Source organism: Pseudomonas sp. WMBT8, assembly GCF_050916005.1.
Classification (GTDB): Bacteria; Pseudomonadota; Gammaproteobacteria; order Pseudomonadales; family Pseudomonadaceae; genus Aquipseudomonas.
Genome location: NZ_CP188096.1, coordinates 162862 through 178935, shown reverse-complemented (window position 1 = coordinate 178935; position 16074 = coordinate 162862). Strand labels below are relative to the sequence as shown.

The following is a 16074-nucleotide window of genomic DNA, read 5'->3' as shown; positions in this document are numbered from 1 at the left end:
GGCGGTGGGGGTCAGGAGTATTCCATCTCGATCTCGTCGAGCTGGTGATCGAAGCTCTTCAGCCGTGCGGTCCAGGTGTACACCAGCACTTCAAACTCGCGATGAATCACCGCATTGCCCGGTGTGTCGGCCTTGGGGTCGTAGAAGTCCAGCTGGTAACGCTCGCGGGCCATGGCGGTGGCAACGTCTGACAGCTCCCGGGCGTTGTTCAGCCAATGCCGTCCTTCAGCCACTTGCCGGTCGAGTACCACGCATTGTTTCTTCAAGGCTTCGAGGCTTTTTTCCAGGGGGGTGCCGGTCAGTTCGCCCATGACTTCCTGGAACGTACGCCCCGGCTGCCAGTAGCTACCCCAGAAATAGCGGTCGAACACGGTTTCGACCCGGCGCAGGGCAACCTTGGTGTCCCAGATCGCCACCCGCGTCTTGCCTTGCTCGAGGATTTTCTTCTGGGTCCGCTGGCCCTGGTACGACGCCCAGGCCACCACGCCCACGGACAATGCGGCGATCAACGCGCAGGCGCTGTCGAGGAACACCATGGCCTTATCCAGTTGATGGGCCAGCATGACACCGTAGAAGTAAGTCGCCGATAACAACACCAGTGCGAAGAGCACGCACCAGAAAGCGGGAGCATAAGGGTTTTTCATTATTGGAATCCCCATGAGCAACGCAGGCAGTGATCAGCGGGCCATCACGCAAGCCCGTCTGATCAAAGCATAGCAACCGCCTCAGGGTTTGCCGGGTTCCGTACCTTGCGTTCGTCCGCTTTCCCAGCCGCCGCCCAGGGCCAGGAACAGGTCGATCTGGCTCATTGCCACCTGGCTATTGGCCTGGGCCAGTTGCGCGCGCATATCGGTGTAGGTGCGCGTGGCCTGCAGGTCGGCGAGAAACGACTCGCGGCCGGCCTGGAAGAAGCGGTGCGTCTGGTCTGCGGCCTGTTGCGCCGACTGCTCGGCCTCGGCCAGGGCATCGCGGCGCTGCAATTGGGCGGTGTATTGCGCAAGCCCGGTCTGGGTCTCGCGGATGGCATTGAGTACCACCCCGTCAAAGTGCGCCAGGGCGCCCTGGGTCGCGGCTTCGGCTTCGTGGATGCGCGCACGCGAGCCGTTGGATGGCACCGTCCAGCTCAACAAGGGGCCGAAACCCCAGCGGTTGGTGGCCGGTTTGCCGAGGTTGTCGATAATGCCCACGGTGCCAATGGAGGCGCCGATGCTGATATCCGGGTACAGCTCGCCGGTGGCCACGCCAATGCCCGCCGTCGCCGCCGCCAACCGGCGTTCGGCCTGGCGCACGTCAGGGCGGCGCTTGAGCAGGGTTGCGCCGTCGCCCACCGGTAGCAGTTGGGCAATCTGCGGCAACTGGGCGCAATCGCGGGTGCCGGTCGGCAATTGGTCCAGGGGCTTGGCCAGGAGCATCGACAGGCGGAACAACCCCGCCTGGCGCGCCGCCTCAAAGCGCGGCAGTTCGGCGCGCAGAGACTTGAATTGGGTTTGCGAGCGGGTGACCTGGGTTTCATCGCCCCGCCCGGCATCGCGCAGGCGCTGGGTCAGGCGCGTGCTCTGGGCTTGCAGGTCGAGGGACTGTTGGGCGATGTGCAGCTCTTCGTTGGCCGCGCACACCTGGGTGTAGGAGCGCACCACGTCCGCCACCAGGGTGATGCGCGCGGTATCGACGGCAGCCTGGGTCGCGTCGGCATTGGCCTGGGCGCCTTCGATGCCGCGCTGCAGGGTGCCGAACAGGTCGAACTGATAGGAGGTGGTGATGCCGATATCACCGACATTCGCCACCGGCACTTTATTGGCCTGCAAAAAGGCCTCGCCGGACTCCTGCAAACGCTGGGCGCCAAGCTTGACCCCACCGCTCCAGCCGCCCGCCGATTGCGCTTCCTGCACCTGGAAACGCGCCCGTTGCAGGTTGGCTGCCGCCACGCGCAGGTCGGTGTTGGAGGCCATGGCCTGGCGCACCAGTTCATCCAGACGCGGGTCCTGGTACAGCTTCCACCAGTCGGCGGGCACCGGGGCCGAGACCACATGACTGCCCTGCCCGGCCAATTGGCCTTGCAGGTCGCCACGGTTGATCGCCGCTTGGTCCGGCAACTGGTAATCCGGGCCTACCACCTGGCAGGCCGACAGCAGCAGCCCCAGCCCTGCGGTCGCCAGCAGTTGCTTCATGGCTGGTCTCCGGCCTTGGGCTGGTCATCGATGATCGAGACGGTGGCCGTGCGCCCGGCGATCATGCGGAAATCCGCCGGCACATCATCAAAGGCAATACGCACCGGAATCCGCTGGGCCAGGCGCACCCAACTGAACGCCGGGTTGACGTTGGGCAGCAGGTTGGAGCCGCTGGTGCGGTCGCGGTCTTCAATACCGGCGACGATGCTCTGCACATGCCCGCGCAAGCGCGCGTTGTCGCCAATCACGCGGATATCCACGCGTTGGCCGACATGGATGCCGTCCAGCTTGGTCTCTTCAAAGTAGCCGTCGATGTGGAAGGAGTTGCTGTCCACCACCGACAACACCGGGCGCCCGGCGGTCACGAACTCCTGGGCCCGAGGCGCACGGTCGTTGACGTAGCCGTCCACCGGGCTGCGGATCACCGAGCGGTCGAGGTTGAGCTGGGCGCTGTCCACCGTTACCTGCGCTTCGGCCAGGGCCGACTGGGCGCGGGCCACCCGGGACTGGCTTTCTTCCAGTTGCTCGCTGGCCACCAGGTTGCCCAGGCCACGGTTGCGCTTGGCTTCGCGCTGGGCCTGGGCCAGGGTTTCCTGGCGGTCGGCCACGGCCGCCTGGGCCTGGCGCAGGGCGAGCTTGAAGCGGTCCTGGTCCACCGAAAACAGCACCTGGCCACGGGTTACCAACTGGTTGTCGCGCACGTCCACTTGCTGGATCAGCCCGGACACGTCCGGGGCGATCTGCACGATGTCGGCGCGGATATGCCCGTCACGGGTCCAGGGCGCGAACATGTAGTACATCACCATGCGCCAGACCACGACGCAGGCGAAGGTCACTACCAGTAATGTCAGGACCACACGGCCAATCGTCAAAAAAGGTTTTTTCATGTCATCAGGTATCGACTGAGTGAGTCCACAGCGCCCAGCAACAGCGCGTAGAGAGCCACATTGAATAATGCCCGGTGCCAGACCAGGCGATAGAAGTGGACGCGGTTCAACAGCCCGTGCACCACCAGGTAAAAGCCATACGTAATGCCCATCAGCACCAGCAGCGTGGGCAGGAATACCCCGCTGATATCCAGGTCACCGATCATAGAGGCGCTCCATCGGGTAACGGCGCGTCCATCTCGCCTGTGCTGACAAACTCCACGCCGGGCAACAACGCCAGGCGCAGGCCGCTGAGGGCATGCAGCAGGTGCAGGCGGGTTTCGCCCTCGCCTTGCAGGCCCTGGCCATTGAGGGCGCGGCGGGTGCGGTCCAGGGTCATCAGCAGACCGCTGGGAGCCGGCAGGCGTTCACCGGCCTTCAGGCACGCCTTGAAGTACTCGCCAACCTCGGCCACCACCTGGTCGAGCAACACCCGTGGCACGCCGAGGATGCGGGGTGCGTAGGCCAGCAGGTCGAGCAGGTTCAGCGCCACGCGCAGCTCGCGCAGGGCGACGCCGGTGTCCTGGCCGGTCATGGCCAGGCGCGGCAGGTGCTGCATCAGGCGGTCGAGCATTTGCACGCCCAGGCGCCGGTGCTCGGCGAGGGTCGCCGGCTGCGTGAGCCCGACGATATCGCGCCAGCTGAAACGGGTCAGGCGCTTGGCCGCCAGTTCGGCGCCAAAGGGCCGCGCAATCAGAGTCCAGACAAAGGCAAACAGCAAGCCCACGGGGCCGGCGAGGTTGGAGTTGGCGAAGCTCAGAAAATCCGCGTCATAGGCGCCCTGGATGCTGATAAAGGACGAGGTGTTGACGATGGTCAGCAGCATGCCCAGGTAGAAGCGCGGTTGCACCGTCAGGGTGCCGACCCAGATAAAGGGCACCGCGAAAGCCAGCACCAGCATCGGGAAATCATGCAGGTTGGGCAGGATCAGAAACAGGTAGAGGCTGGCGAACAGCACCGACATCGCGGTCCAGAAAAAGAACCGGTAGATCTGGGGCGCCGGGTCGTCCATCGAGGCGAAGAAACTGCACGCTACCGCCGCAAGGATCACCGCGCTGCCGCCGTCGGTCCAGCCCAGCAGAATCCACAGCACCGAGGCGACGATGATCGCGCTGACCGTGGAAAACGCCGAGTAGAACATCAGGCCACGGTCAAGAAACGGCGTCAGCCGGCCCAGGCGCCAATGGCGGTAGACCGCGCGCCACGGGGCCTGGCTTTCGCTGTGGATGGCAGCTTGCAGGCTGCGGCAGTCTTGCCACAGGTCGATCCACTCGCCAAGGCGATACAGCGCGTTGGAAAACAGCAACTGATGGCGATCGTCCAGGGCCTCGGCGTCGGGTTGCAGGGCTTCGAGCTGGTCACGCAGGGCGCGCCAGCGTTCCACCGACGCCTCACTGGCGGTGCTTTGCAGCCACTCGGTGGTGGCCGCCAGCAGCGGCGCAAACTTGCTGACCAACTCCGGGGTGCGGCGCTCCAGGGCATACAGCGCGTCATCCAGGGCATCCACCACCGGCAACAGATGGATCATGCGCCCGCGCAGTTCCTTGGTGTTGCGCACCGTTTGCGGCCGCGCGCCTTCGTGGGGCAGTTGGCCGATCATCAATTCCAGGGTGTTGAAGGTCGCGACCATGCCGCCGCGCAGGCTGCTGACTTCTTCGGGCTGCACATTACGCGTGAGGAAGCGCTGGCTGTAGACCGTCGCGTCGGCAAACCATTTGCGCACCGAATCATCGAACACCGGCGCCAGGCGCCGTGGCCAGAACATCGCGCCGACCACCGCCGCCACGGCGATGCCAAGGAAGATCTCTTCGGTGCGCGCCTCGGCCACATCCCACACCGCCAGGGGGTTATCCACCACCGGCAGGGCGATCAACGGCAAGGTGTAACCCGCCAGCATCAACGCGTAGCTGTTGGCGGTGCGCAAATGCAGGGACAGAAACAGCAGAATGCCAGTCCACAGTGCAATCACCACCACCAGCAGGAACGGCGTCTGCACAAACATCGGCACGAAAAACACCGCCGCCATCGCCCCCAGAAAGGTGCCGATCGCACGGTACAAGGCCTTGGAGCTGGTGGGCCCGACAAACGGGCTGGAAACGATATACACCGTGGCCATCGCCCAATACGGACGCGGCATTTGCATGAGCATGGCGATGTACAGGGCAATCATGGAGGCGGCGAAAGTGCGCACGCCGTAGAACCAATCCCGGGCCGGCGGCATGCCGGTAAAAAATCCGTTCAAGAAGCCACGACCACGGGCGGCTGGCTGGCGTCTTCGAAAGCGCGCAGTACCCGCAACGCTGCCTCCAGGTCGGCAGGGGCAATATCTGCCAGCACTTCACGGCGCAGGCGCACCAATTGTGCTTCAACGGCCTGCACCAACTCCCGGCCCCGTTCGGTCAGGCTCAAGGCCTTGGCGCGGCGGTCGTGCAGGTCTTCGGCGCGGCACACATAACCTGCGCTGCACAGTTGGTCCAGCAGGCGCACCAGGGATGGGCTTTCCATCCCCGAGGCCTGGGCCACCTTGACTTGATGCACGCCGTCGCCAAGACGGCCGATCATCAGTAAAGGCACCGCACAGGCTTCGGAAATACCGTAGCTCACCAGCGTGGTCTGGCAGATTTTGCGCCAGTGACGGGCGCCTGCGACCATGCTGCTGCTGAGGCTCATATGTAGGGTTTCGAGGGTTTGGGGCACAAGATCATTCGCATACAGTTAGTTTGCTAACTATCAATATGATCAAGGAATGGAATCTCGTCAAGTTTTGATACAAATTCACAGATAGGCGGTGGGACACCCACATACCGCGTCACCCTGTGGGAGCTGTCGAACCTTGGCGAGGCTGCGATGGCGGTGGCACTGCGTGCATTGATGGTGGCTGACCCACCTCTATCGCAGCCTCGCTGGGGCTCGACAGCTCCCACATTCGATTGCCGTTGTCTTGCACAGTGCGTTCGCTTAAGCACGACCGCTGCGCAGCAGCACATTCAACTCATCCACCACTTCCGCCCAATCCGCATCCTCCAGGATTTCTTCGCGCAAAAACGCCCTCTGGCTCGGCGTCCAGAAAAACGCATCTTCGAGTTTCAACTCCGGCTTGAGTGGTGAATGCACGGCGACGAAACGCTCAATGCTGATGGCGTCATCGGCCAGTCCGAGCTGTTTGAACAACGACGGCAGGCTGTGAACAGGCGATTCCATGACAACTCCAAGACGAGGTAATTGCCCACAGTCTAGACCGATAAAACCCACAGATTGGCGGCCATACGTGCAACATTTTGCAATGTTCACGTTATCATCTTCACCTTCCGCCCAGCGGCATCCACGGACTCCCGGAATAAGGACAATTCATGCGCATCGGTCTTCTGTCATCCCTGACCCTGGCACTGTGTGCCGGCGTATCCCTGCAGGCCCAGGCCAGTGGCGACGACTCGTGCTACCCCGACTGGCGCGTGTCCCAGGATTCGCTGACCGCTTGCAGCAACATGCCGTTCCTGAGCCCCGGCAACGACAGCCGGACCAACCTGCGCCTGTTGCTCGCGGCAAAAAAGAACGCGCCCCTGACCCCCAATCCGCTGGGTGAAGATGACCTGGCCCAGGGCTTCGGCCCGGTGCCGTTCCCGGTGTATCGCCTGGTGCCCCGCCCGCCCGAGGGGCAGACGCCCGCAGAACAAGGCACGCAGCTTGCGCAGTTGTTGGCCGCGCTGGGCATCCAGCACGAGGTCACGGCGGCGGCGGGCGACCAGTTTTTGTGGGGCGAAGGCAGCCGTTGCCGCAGTAACAATGTGCAGAGCGCCACCGACTTTGTGCGCCAAGTGACCAAGGCCGATGTGCCGGCGAATGAGCGTGTGCTGCTGGCCAATGCCCGCCTGAAACTGCTCGGCACCTGCGACTGGCAGGGCGAGGTGCTGCTGGAGCCGCAGTTGATCACTTCCACCCAGGGTCGCGAACTGACCACCTACCTGCTCGCCGCCTCCGACTTTTACAGCGGGCGCTTTGTGTATGCCGAGCGTGGATTTGCCGCAGTCACCCTGACCACGTTGCCGTGGCTGAAGGAAACGGCGGTGTACATGATCGCCCGCGCGTCCCTCAACCATGCCCAGGAAAATGCGTTTGACGAGTACGGCTTGCCCCAGCGCCAGGCTGTGGATAAGTCTGCGCTGGACGAAGCCGAGCACAGTTTCCTCAGCTACCTGAACACTTATCCACAGGGTGAATACGCCCCTTCCGCTCGTGGCCTGCTGCGCCGGGTGCATTGGCTGGCTGGCGATGCGACCAAACTGGCCGACGACTACGCCTGGCAACTGACCGCGGCCAGCGATGCCGAGCGCAATGGCTCCATCGATGAGCTGGTGGAAGAAACCGACAACAAGCTGCTGACCAGCTACGCCGAGACCATCCGCAACCCCTTGTTGCTGGCGATCAACGACCTGATGTGGATGCGCGCCAACAACCCGCCCAAGCTGACCCGCGCCACCCTCGACGGACAAAAGGCCGCGTTTGCCAACGAGCCTGCGCTGTACGACTACTTGCAGGCGGCGTTCGCCCTATATGTCGAGCACCAGCCAGACCAGGCGTTGAAGCATCTGCCACAGGAGCTGCCAGCGAGCCTGGATTACCTGGCATTCAGCCAGCAAACCCTGCGCGGCCTGGCCCTGCAAGCCAAGCAGGACTGGAAAGGCGCCGAGGCACTTTGGCTGCAACTGCTGCCACTGGCCAAGCAGCCCTTGCAGCGCGATCAAGTGGAGCTGGCCCTGGCGATGAACTACGAACGCAGCGGCCAATTGGCCAAGGTGTTCGCTGCCGACTCGCCGATCCAGACCCAGCAAGTGCGCTATATCCTGTTGCGCAGCGTGGCCGGGCCCGAGTTGCTGCGCCAGCAGATCAGCCAGGCCAGCGACCCGCTGGAGCGCAGTACCGCGCAATTCGTGTTGCTCTACAAAGACCTGCTGCGGGGCCAGTTCGCGACCTTTGCCGAGGACTTGCAACAACTGCCGGCTTCCCCGGCGGCCGACAAGCTCGGCACCAGCCTGGGCTATGTGTACGACGGTGGCCAGGCACTGACCCTGTTCCGCTGGAGCGGCGACAAGGCCGCCTCCGGCTACACCTGCCCGACCATCGCGCAAACCGCCAGCACCTTGCAGGACGACCCGAAAAACCCACACGGCCTCAACTGCCTGGGTGAGTTCATCCTGCGCAACGGCCTGGACGGCATGCCCCTGGAACAGGCCCGCTCGGCCGGCAGCCTGGGCAGCACTGCATCGGGCTTCACCGGGGAAACCTTCTCGCGGCTCGAGGGCTACCAACAAGTGATCGCCAACCCCAAGGCGCCCCGTGACGACAAGGCCTATGCACTGTTCCGGGCGATCAACTGCTATGCGCCTTCGGGCTATAACAGCTGCGGTGGCGAAGATGTGGACAAGGCCGTGCGCAAGGGCTGGTTCCGCCAGTTGAAAACCGGGTTTGCCGACACCCAGTGGGGCAAATCGCTGCAGTACTACTGGTAAGCCGGTGAAAGGCTTGTGGCTGGCGCTGCTGCTCCTGGCGAGCCCGGCCTTCGGCGCAGTCGACGCCCGCGACCATGAAGCCTTCTGGCTGTGGAGCGGCGTCGCGCCACAGCCGGTGCTCAAGCAGGCCAAGACCCTGTACATCCTCCAGGGCCAGATCAACTCGACCCGCCGCCAGCCCGAACGCGGCGTGCAGTTCATCGCCCAGGGCATGAGCGTGCCGCGCCTCCGTCAGGGCGAAGTGTGGATCGTCTACCGCGCCCATACCTTGCGCTGGCCAGAGCCGGTCTACACAAAAATGCTCGGGCAGGTGCAACGCTGGCGCGCAGCGGGCAACCCGGTGGTCGGGATCCAGATCGACTTCGACGCCCGCACCCAATACCTGCACGAATACGCCACCTTCCTCAAAGACCTGCGCCAGCGCTTGCCGAAGGAGTTGCGCCTGAGCATCACCGGCCTGATGGACTGGAGCAGCAACGCCGACCCGGCCGCCATCGCCCAGCTTAAGGGCGTAGTGGATGAAGTGGTGGTGCAGACCTATCAGGGCCGCCATAGCATCCCCGATTACGCGGCGTACCTGCCCCGGATGATCCGACTGGGAATGCCGTTCAAGATCGGCTTGATCCAGGGCGGGGAATGGCAGGAGCCGGGGTATTTGCAGGGGAGCGAGTGGTTTCGGGGGTATGTGGTGTTTTTGCAGAATCCAGGTTGATCCCTGTAGGAGCCGGCTTGCCGGCTCCTACAGGGGATAGCGTCTTACCAGTCGTAAGTCAGGCTCGACACCACCGTACGCCCTTCGCCGTAGTAGCAATCCAGGTCGCTGGTGCACTGCGATACGTAGGTCTTGTTGGCAAGGTTCTGCACGTTCATCGCCAGCTTCACGCCTTTGAGTTTCAGGGGCGAGGCGCCCAGGTCGTAGCTCAGGCTGGCATCGTAGACGGTGTAGGACGGCACGGTGAACGCGCCGGCAAAGTAGTCACCCATGCTGCTGCGCGAGTAGCGGGCGCCCAGGCCTGCGCCGAGGCCGGCCAGGGGGGTGTCGCCGATCACGGTGTAGTTGACCCACAGCGCCGCCGTCAGGGGTGAGATACCGGCCGGGTGGCGGCCTTCGCGACCTTCGTTGTCCTTGGTGTACTTGATGTCGTTGCGCGCCGCCGAAGCGACCACATCCCAGGAATCGTTCAACACGGCCTTGGCTTCGAACTCGACGCCGCGCGAACGCATGGCGCCGCTCTGGCTACTGAAGTTGCTCGGCGGATTGGCCGTCAGGATGTTTTCCTGGTCCAGTTGATAGACCGAGACCTGCACAAAACTTTCCTGGCCCGGGGGCTGGTACTTCACGCCGACTTCGTACTGGTTGCCGGTGGACGGGTCGAAGGGTTTCTGGTTGGCATCGGTGCCGGACAGCGGCAGGAAGGACTCCGAGTAGCTGATAAACGGCGCCAGGCCGTTATCGAACAGGTACACCAGGCCCGCGCGGCCGGTGAAGGCCTGGTCCTTGCTGCTGGTGCGGTCGTCGCTCAGCGGCGCCTTGTTGACCACATTGGCCCAGTCATAGCGCCCACCCAGCACCAGTGCCCATTTGTCCCACTTGATCTGGTCCTGCACATACAGGCCGGTCTGGGTGATGGTGTTGTCCCAGCGATAGGGCTGGCCGAAGTTCAGCGGCTGGCCATACACCGGGTTGAACAGATCGATGATCGGCGGGTTGCGGTCATAAAGGCCGAGGAACCTGGAGTTGGAGTGGTAGTAATCCAGGCCCACGATCAGGGTGTGGGAGAACTCGCCAGTGGTGAATTCGGCCTGGGCGATGTTATCCACGCCAATCACTTTGTTGTTCTGCCTCCAGTCCACGCCGAAACGTTGCAGGTAGCGTTGATCCATCGCGCCAGTGGCCGGGTTGGCGACAAAACGGTAGCCGTGCAACGGCGCCCTATAGCGGTCGTCCACTTCGGCATAGCGCGCGTTTTGCTTGAGGGTCCAGGTGTCGTTCAGCCGATGGGACAACTCGTAGCCGAAGGCGAATTGTTCGCGGTTGTACTTGTTGACGCCCGGCTCGCCGATAAACACATCACGGTCGATCTTGCCGTTGGGGTTGCGCCAGATCGTGCCGGACGCCGGCAGGCCCTGGGCCTCGGGCACGCCCTTGTCTTTCTGGTACTGGGCGAACAGGGTCAGGCTGGTGTCGTCGTTGGGCCGCCAGGTCAGGCTCGGCGCAATGAATTGGCGGCGGTTTTCGAAGTAGTCGATCTCGCCCTGCTCGTCCTTGAGGCGCCCGGTGAGGCGATAGAAGAATTGCCCTTGATCATCCAGCGGGCCGCTAAGGTCAATGGCCGCGCTTTTGTGCTCGTAGGTGCCGGCTTCGAGCACCACCTGGCGCACCGGGGTCTCGCTGGGGCGCTTGCTGACCATATTGACGATGCCGCCCGGCTGGTTGTGCCCGTACAGCACCGATGCCGGGCCCTTGAGCACTTCGATGCGCTCCAGGGAATAGGGCTCGATCTGCAACGCACCGCCGGTACTGCCGCCGCCGTAAGGCAGGTGCAGGCCGTCGAGGTACAAGGGGGTGGGCGAGAAGCCACGGGATGTCGGCTCGTCGAACAGCTTGACCCGGTCGGAGAACCCCCCGGCGCTCATGCCGGGGGTGTACAGCAGCGCCTGGGTCACGCTTTGCGCGCCGCGCGCCTTGATTTCGGCAGCGGTGATCACGTTGATGGTCTGGGGGATTTCCACCAGCGCGGCATCGGTCTTGCTGCCCGTGGCGCTGCGGGTGGCGACGATGCCGTCGACCGGGCCCCAGGCGTTTTCCTGGGCCTGCTGGGCGCTGATCTGGGTTGCGCCCAACTGCACCGAACCGTCCCCCGACAGCGCCTGCACCGACCAGCCGCCGCCCGACTGCAGCGCCACCAGGCCGCTGCCGGCCAACAAGCGTTCCAACCCCGGGCCCGTGGCATAGCGACCCTGCAAGCCAGGGCTGCGCTTGCCGGCAGTCAGTGATGCATCCACCGAGAGCAAAATCCCCGAAGCGCTGGCGAAACGGTTCAACGCCTGGTCCAGGCTGCCAGCAGGGATGTTGTATTGGCGCAAGGCTTCGCCAGCGCTCTCCTGGGCCTGGACCAGGGTCGGGACGAGCGGCACAGTCGCCAGCACACTGACAAATAGGCCACGGCGCAGGGCGCGGGCCAGGGGTTGGATTGGGTGGTGCGGCATTGCAGGACTCCCCGTGAGAACGCTTCTTGATTGGCTTTCAAGAGGTATCCCGGACGGGATTGAAAAACCGACAAAAGAAAATCAAAAAAAATGCGGCCACTGACTTTCCACACCAAAACACCATCAATGTGGGAGCTGGCTTGCCTGCGATAGAGGTGGGTCGGTTAGCCCATCTGTCACTGATACACCGCTATCGCAGGCAAGCCCGCTCCCACCGTTGATCGAGTCAAACCCTGGCTTTTAGGGTGACCCAATAGCGCGTCACCGCATGCACCCGTACCGGCAATGAGCGCTCAAGGGCGGTGAGGATCGCATCGGTGTCATTGAGCGGAAACACACCGGTCAGCAACAGCCCGGACACGGCCTCGTCACAGCGCAACACCCCCGGCCGATAACGGCTCAGTTCAGCCACAAAACGCCCCAGCGGCTGGCGCTCGGCAATCAGGCGGTGCTGGGCCCAACTGCTGGCGTTGGCATCCAGCGCAGTCACTGCCGAGGTCTGCGTTGCACTGAACCACAGGCTGTCACCCGCGTTCATCAGCACCGGCAAACCCTCTACCGGGCGCACCTGCAGGCGTCCTTCATACAGGTCGACGCGGCTGCCGTCGTCCAGTTCGCGCACGGCAAAGCGGGTGCCCAGGGCCTGGATATCGCCCGCAGCGGTTTCGACGATCAGCGGGCGGGACGGGTCGTGGCCGCTGGTCAGCAGGATCTCGCCACGAATCAGGCGGATGCGCCGCTCAGTGGCACTGAAGCGCAGGTCGATGGCACTGTCGCTGTTGAGGTCCAGGTGGGTGCCGTCGCTCAAGGTCAGGTGGCGAATTTCGCCCGTGGCGGTGCGGTGCTCGGCAAACGCCGCCCGCCACGGCTGGCTGCCCTGCACCAGGTAGCCGCTGCCACCGGCTACCAGCAACAGTCCGAGCAGTTTCAACGCAGCCCGACGCTGTGGGTCCGGCGCGTCGCGCAACACCGCGCGGGCGCTGTCTGCGGGTACGCCGCCCAAGGTCTGCTGCAACTGCTGCAACCGCTGCCAGGCGCGACGATGCTCCGGGTCAGCGGCCTGCCAATGGGCAAAGGCCTGGCGCTGGGCCCCGTCGAATTCGCCACCCCATTGCAGCATCAACCATTCGCTGGCCTGTTCGACCACGGCCTGGGCAATCGGCGCGTCATGGCGGGCTCTCATTCTTCGTAAGCCACCTGGTAGCAGGCGATGATCGCGCGGGTCATGTACTTCTGCACCGAGCTGATCGTTACCCCCAGGCGCTCGGCGATCTGCGCGTAGGTCAGGCCTTCGAACTGCGACAACAGGAACGCCCGGCGCACGTTCTCGGGCATGCGGTCGAGCATGGCATCGATCTGCATCAGGGTTTCGAGGATCAATGCGCGGGTTTCCAGGGACGGCGACTCGGGCTCCGGCAGGTGGGCAATGCTTTGCAGATAGGCGCGCTCGATGCGCAGGCGCCGCCATTGATCGATCACCAGGTTGCGCGCGATCTGCGTCAGGTAGCTGCGGCTCTCCTTGGCCCCGGGAATACGCCCCGACACCAGCAGGCGCAGGAAGGTGTCCTGCGCCACGTCGGCGGCGTGCTCACGGTCGCCCAGGCGCTTGCGCAGCCAGCCTTGCAGCCAACCATGATGGTCGCGGTACAGGAGATGAAGCTGTTGCTGGCCGTCAGTCGCGGTGTCCATGAATCGCCCGGATACACTATTGAGAGCAATTATCATTACAGCTTGTATCGCGACTGGCAAAAAACTTTATCAGTTACCGCCCGGCGGTCTGCAACGGATACACCGACTCCCAGCCCCCGCCCAATGCCTTGTACAAGCCGACCATGGCCAGGGACACGCCGGTGGAGCTTTCCACCCATTGCTCCTGGGTCGCCAGCAAGGCGCTCTGCACCGTGAGCACGTTGACGAAATCCACCACCCCTTCGACGTACTGGTGCTGGGCGGTGTCCAGGGCAATCTGGTTCTGGCGCACGGCTTCGGCGAGGCTGTCGCGGCGCAATTGGCTGGCGTTGTAGCGGGTCAACTGGTCGTCGATTTCATGCCAGGCGCGCAACACGGTCTGCTGGTACGCCAGGGCCGCTTCCTGCTGCTGGGCTTCGCGCAGATCGAGCATGCCTTGCAGGCGGCCGCCGTTGAACAGCGGCAGGCTCAGCGATGGGCCGAAAGCAAAGGTGCGTGAGCCCCAGGAGCCCAGATCCGACAATTGCATGGCCTGGGAACCGAGGCTGCCTGACAGGGTGATCCGTGGGTAGAAGTCGCCCTTGGCCACGCCGATGCTCGCGGTCGCCGCATGCAGGCGCGCCTCGGCCTGGCGGATATCCGGGCGGCGCTGTGCCAGTTGCGACGGCAGGCCAATCGCAACCTGGCGCTGGGTCTGGGGCACCGCCGCGTCCGGCGACAGTTGCGCATGCAAGGCTTGCGGGGCCTGGCCCATCAGCAGGCTCAGGGCGTTGATCAACTGGTCCTGGCGCTGCTGCAAATCCGGCAGGCGCGCTTCGATGGCGGCCACTTGCGCCGCAGCTTCAGCGACATCCAGGTGGGTGGCCACGCCATCGGCCAAGCGCAGTTGCGAGAGCTTCAGGCTGCGCCGTGCGACGTCGAGGTTTTGCTCGGTGACCGCACGGGTACTTTGCACGCCGCGTAGCTGGATGTAGTCCTGGGCAGTCTCGGCCAAGACCGACAGCAGCACACTGCGGCGGTCGTTTTCGGCCACTTGCAGGGTGGCGTCGGCGGCTTCGGTTTCGCGCCGTACCCGGCCCCAGAAGTCCAGTTCCCAGGAGGCCGCAAAGCCTGCGTCCCACAGGTTGAAGGCCGAACGGCCGTTATTGCCGGAGGGATCGCTCAGGCCGTTGGCGCTATTGCGTTTGCGGCCATAGTTGCCGCCGGCGCTGACCTGCGGGTAGCGCTCGGCAGTCGTCACCTGGCGCACCGCGCGGCTCTGTTGCAGGCGGCTGCTGGCCAGTTTCAGGTCGAGGTTGTCACTCAGTGCCCGGCGCACCAGGGCTGACAGTTGCGGGTCGTGGAACACGTCCCACCACTGCTCTTCCAATGGGTCGCTGACCGCACGGCTGGCGGCCTGGCGCCCCTGGGGCTCGGCCCAGTGCGCCGCTGGCTGGGCGTCGGGGCGCTTAAAATCCGGGCCGACGGTGCAAGCGCCCAGGCTGATCAGGCTGAGAGTAAGCAGCGCGAGTTTTCTCATTGCTGCGCCACCTCACGTTGCTGCGCACTGGGCTGTGTGTTGACGCTGGCCTCCACCGACATCCCGACCCGCAGGCGATGAACCTGCGCCTGGCCCGGCTCCAGGATGATTTTCACCGGGATGCGCTGCACCACCTTGGTGAAATTGCCGGTGGCGTTGTCGGGCTTGACCGAAGCGAAGGTCACGCCCGTGGCCGGTGCCAGGCTTTCCAGGTGGCCGTTGAGGACTTCACCGTCGAGGCTGTCGACCCGCACTTCAACCGCCTGGCCGGCGTGCATGTGGGACAGTTGGTTTTCCTGGAAATTGGCCACCACATACGCGTCGGCCAACGGCACCACGGCGAGGATCTTGCTACCCGGGGTGACAAAGGCACCGACCCGCACCGCCCGCTCGCCGACCATGCCATCCACCGGCGCGACAATGCGCGTGTACGACAGTTGATAGCTGGCCATTTCCAGCGCGGCCTGGGCACGCTTCAAGCCACCTTCGGCGGCATCGCGCTGGGCGCTGAGGATTTCCACCTGCTTGCGCTCGGCGGCCAGTACCGCCGTGGCGTTGGCCAGGCGCGCGGTGGCCTGGTCGATGCGGGTCCTGGCTTGCTGGGCGTTCTGCACGGTACCTGCGCCAACTCCGGCAAGGTGGTTGTAGCGGTTCAATTCGTGCTCGGCAAAGGCCACTTCGGCGCGGTCGGCGGCCACCGTGGCCTGGGCCTGGGCGATCACCGAGCTTTGCCGCTCAAGGGTGGCCACTGCGTTTTTCAGCTGGGCCTGGGCCATCAGGGTTTCGGCATCGGCGGCCTGGGCGGCGGCGCGCAAGTCGCGGTCATCGATCAGCGCCAGCAACTGCCCGGCCTTGACCTGCTGGTTGTCCTCCACCAACACCTCTTTGATAAACCCGGCGACCCGTGGTGCCACCAAGGTGTAGTCGGCGGCGACGAAGGCGTCGTTGGTGGTCTGGCGCTTGCTGCCAAACACACCCGGCGCCAGCAGGTACACCAGCGCGCCCACGGCGAATACGCTGATAACAGTCACGGCAATCTGGTCTTTGCGTTTCAT

The 16074-nt window shown here is 64.2% G+C and carries 14 protein-coding genes; 2 read left to right on the top strand and 12 right to left on the bottom strand.

Annotated elements, in window-relative coordinates:
• Positions 1-11: 11 nt before the first annotated feature.
• From ACO77H_RS00760 to ACO77H_RS00730, 7 genes are all read right to left on the bottom strand, one after another.
• Entirely contained in the window at positions 12-644 is a 633-nt protein-coding gene (locus ACO77H_RS00760; RefSeq protein WP_169953982.1) for an NADH:ubiquinone oxidoreductase subunit N, read from the bottom strand.
• A gap of 81 nt (positions 645-725) precedes the next feature.
• Positions 726-2168, bottom strand: a complete 1443-nt coding sequence (locus ACO77H_RS00755) for an efflux transporter outer membrane subunit (protein ID WP_169953983.1) — start codon at positions 2166-2168, stop codon at positions 726-728.
• Entirely contained in the window at positions 2165-3055 is an 891-nt protein-coding gene (locus ACO77H_RS00750; protein ID WP_169953984.1) for an efflux RND transporter periplasmic adaptor subunit, read from the bottom strand. The genes ACO77H_RS00755 and ACO77H_RS00750 overlap by 4 nt, the downstream gene beginning before the upstream one ends.
• Complete coding sequence (locus ACO77H_RS00745; RefSeq protein ID WP_029298814.1) at positions 3052-3261, bottom strand: DUF1656 domain-containing protein; 210 nt, start codon at positions 3259-3261, stop codon at positions 3052-3054. The genes ACO77H_RS00750 and ACO77H_RS00745 overlap by 4 nt, the downstream gene beginning before the upstream one ends.
• Positions 3258-5336 carry an FUSC family protein gene (locus ACO77H_RS00740; protein ID WP_170042292.1) on the bottom strand — a complete coding sequence of 693 codons (2079 nt, stop codon included), beginning with the start codon at positions 5334-5336 and terminating at the stop codon, positions 3258-3260. Before ACO77H_RS00740 ends, ACO77H_RS00745 begins: the two co-directional genes overlap by 4 nt.
• Positions 5333-5764: a MarR family winged helix-turn-helix transcriptional regulator gene (locus ACO77H_RS00735; RefSeq protein ID WP_169953986.1), complete on the bottom strand. Its 432-nt coding sequence runs from the start codon at positions 5762-5764 to the stop codon at positions 5333-5335. Before ACO77H_RS00735 ends, ACO77H_RS00740 begins: the two co-directional genes overlap by 4 nt.
• A gap of 288 nt (positions 5765-6052) precedes the next feature.
• On the bottom strand, positions 6053-6295 hold the full coding sequence (locus tag ACO77H_RS00730; protein ID WP_170042291.1) for a DUF2789 domain-containing protein: 243 nt from the start codon (positions 6293-6295) through the stop codon (positions 6053-6055).
• Between the two features lie 149 nt (positions 6296-6444).
• Between ACO77H_RS00730 and ACO77H_RS00725 the strand changes: the two genes are divergently transcribed.
• Entirely contained in the window at positions 6445-8601 is a 2157-nt protein-coding gene (locus tag ACO77H_RS00725) for an outer membrane assembly lipoprotein YfiO (protein WP_432754851.1), read from the top strand.
• Positions 8602-8605: 4 nt separating this feature from the next.
• Positions 8606-9313, top strand: a complete 708-nt coding sequence (locus ACO77H_RS00720) for a DUF3142 domain-containing protein (RefSeq protein WP_432754850.1) — start codon at positions 8606-8608, stop codon at positions 9311-9313.
• Between the two features lie 44 nt (positions 9314-9357).
• Here ACO77H_RS00720 and ACO77H_RS00715 read toward each other — a convergent pair whose 3' ends face one another.
• The 5 genes from ACO77H_RS00715 to ACO77H_RS00695 form a co-directional block, all read right to left on the bottom strand.
• Positions 9358-11811 (bottom strand): TonB-dependent siderophore receptor, encoded by a 2454-nt coding sequence (locus tag ACO77H_RS00715; RefSeq protein WP_432754849.1) that lies wholly within the window; start codon positions 11809-11811, stop codon positions 9358-9360.
• A gap of 226 nt (positions 11812-12037) precedes the next feature.
• Positions 12038-12994, bottom strand: a complete 957-nt coding sequence (locus ACO77H_RS00710; RefSeq protein WP_172312400.1) for a FecR domain-containing protein — start codon at positions 12992-12994, stop codon at positions 12038-12040.
• Positions 12991-13500, bottom strand: a complete 510-nt coding sequence (locus tag ACO77H_RS00705) for a sigma-70 family RNA polymerase sigma factor (protein ID WP_169953992.1) — start codon at positions 13498-13500, stop codon at positions 12991-12993. Before ACO77H_RS00705 ends, ACO77H_RS00710 begins: the two co-directional genes overlap by 4 nt.
• A 73-nt stretch (positions 13501-13573) precedes the next feature.
• Entirely contained in the window at positions 13574-15019 is a 1446-nt protein-coding gene (locus tag ACO77H_RS00700) for an efflux transporter outer membrane subunit (RefSeq protein WP_432754848.1), read from the bottom strand.
• Positions 15016-16074, bottom strand: coding sequence for an HlyD family secretion protein (locus tag ACO77H_RS00695; RefSeq protein WP_169953994.1), 1059 nt, complete (start codon positions 16072-16074; stop codon positions 15016-15018). The genes ACO77H_RS00700 and ACO77H_RS00695 overlap by 4 nt, the downstream gene beginning before the upstream one ends.

What these genes read in the sequence shown, in the direction of transcription:
- ACO77H_RS00750 (WP_169953984.1), bottom strand. Translation starts at nt 3,055, where the DNA reads ATGAAAAAACCTTTTTTGACGATTGGCCGTGTGGTCCTGACATTACTG.
- ACO77H_RS00745 (WP_029298814.1), bottom strand. Translation starts at nt 3,261, where the DNA reads ATGATCGGTGACCTGGATATCAGCGGGGTATTCCTGCCCACGCTGCTG.
- ACO77H_RS00700 (WP_432754848.1), bottom strand. Translation starts at nt 15,019, where the DNA reads ATGAGAAAACTCGCGCTGCTTACTCTCAGCCTGATCAGCCTGGGCGCT.
- ACO77H_RS00715 (WP_432754849.1), bottom strand. Translation starts at nt 11,811, where the DNA reads ATGCCGCACCACCCAATCCAACCCCTGGCCCGCGCCCTGCGCCGTGGC.
- ACO77H_RS00695 (WP_169953994.1), bottom strand. Translation starts at nt 16,074, where the DNA reads ATGAAACGCAAAGACCAGATTGCCGTGACTGTTATCAGCGTATTCGCC.
- ACO77H_RS00760 (WP_169953982.1), bottom strand. Translation starts at nt 644, where the DNA reads ATGAAAAACCCTTATGCTCCCGCTTTCTGGTGCGTGCTCTTCGCACTG.
- ACO77H_RS00730 (WP_170042291.1), bottom strand. Translation starts at nt 6,295, where the DNA reads ATGGAATCGCCTGTTCACAGCCTGCCGTCGTTGTTCAAACAGCTCGGA.
- ACO77H_RS00735 (WP_169953986.1), bottom strand. Translation starts at nt 5,764, where the DNA reads ATGAGCCTCAGCAGCAGCATGGTCGCAGGCGCCCGTCACTGGCGCAAA.
- ACO77H_RS00710 (WP_172312400.1), bottom strand. Translation starts at nt 12,994, where the DNA reads ATGAGAGCCCGCCATGACGCGCCGATTGCCCAGGCCGTGGTCGAACAG.
- ACO77H_RS00705 (WP_169953992.1), bottom strand. Translation starts at nt 13,500, where the DNA reads ATGGACACCGCGACTGACGGCCAGCAACAGCTTCATCTCCTGTACCGC.
- ACO77H_RS00725 (WP_432754851.1), top strand. Translation starts at nt 6,445, where the DNA reads ATGCGCATCGGTCTTCTGTCATCCCTGACCCTGGCACTGTGTGCCGGC.
- ACO77H_RS00755 (WP_169953983.1), bottom strand. Translation starts at nt 2,168, where the DNA reads ATGAAGCAACTGCTGGCGACCGCAGGGCTGGGGCTGCTGCTGTCGGCC.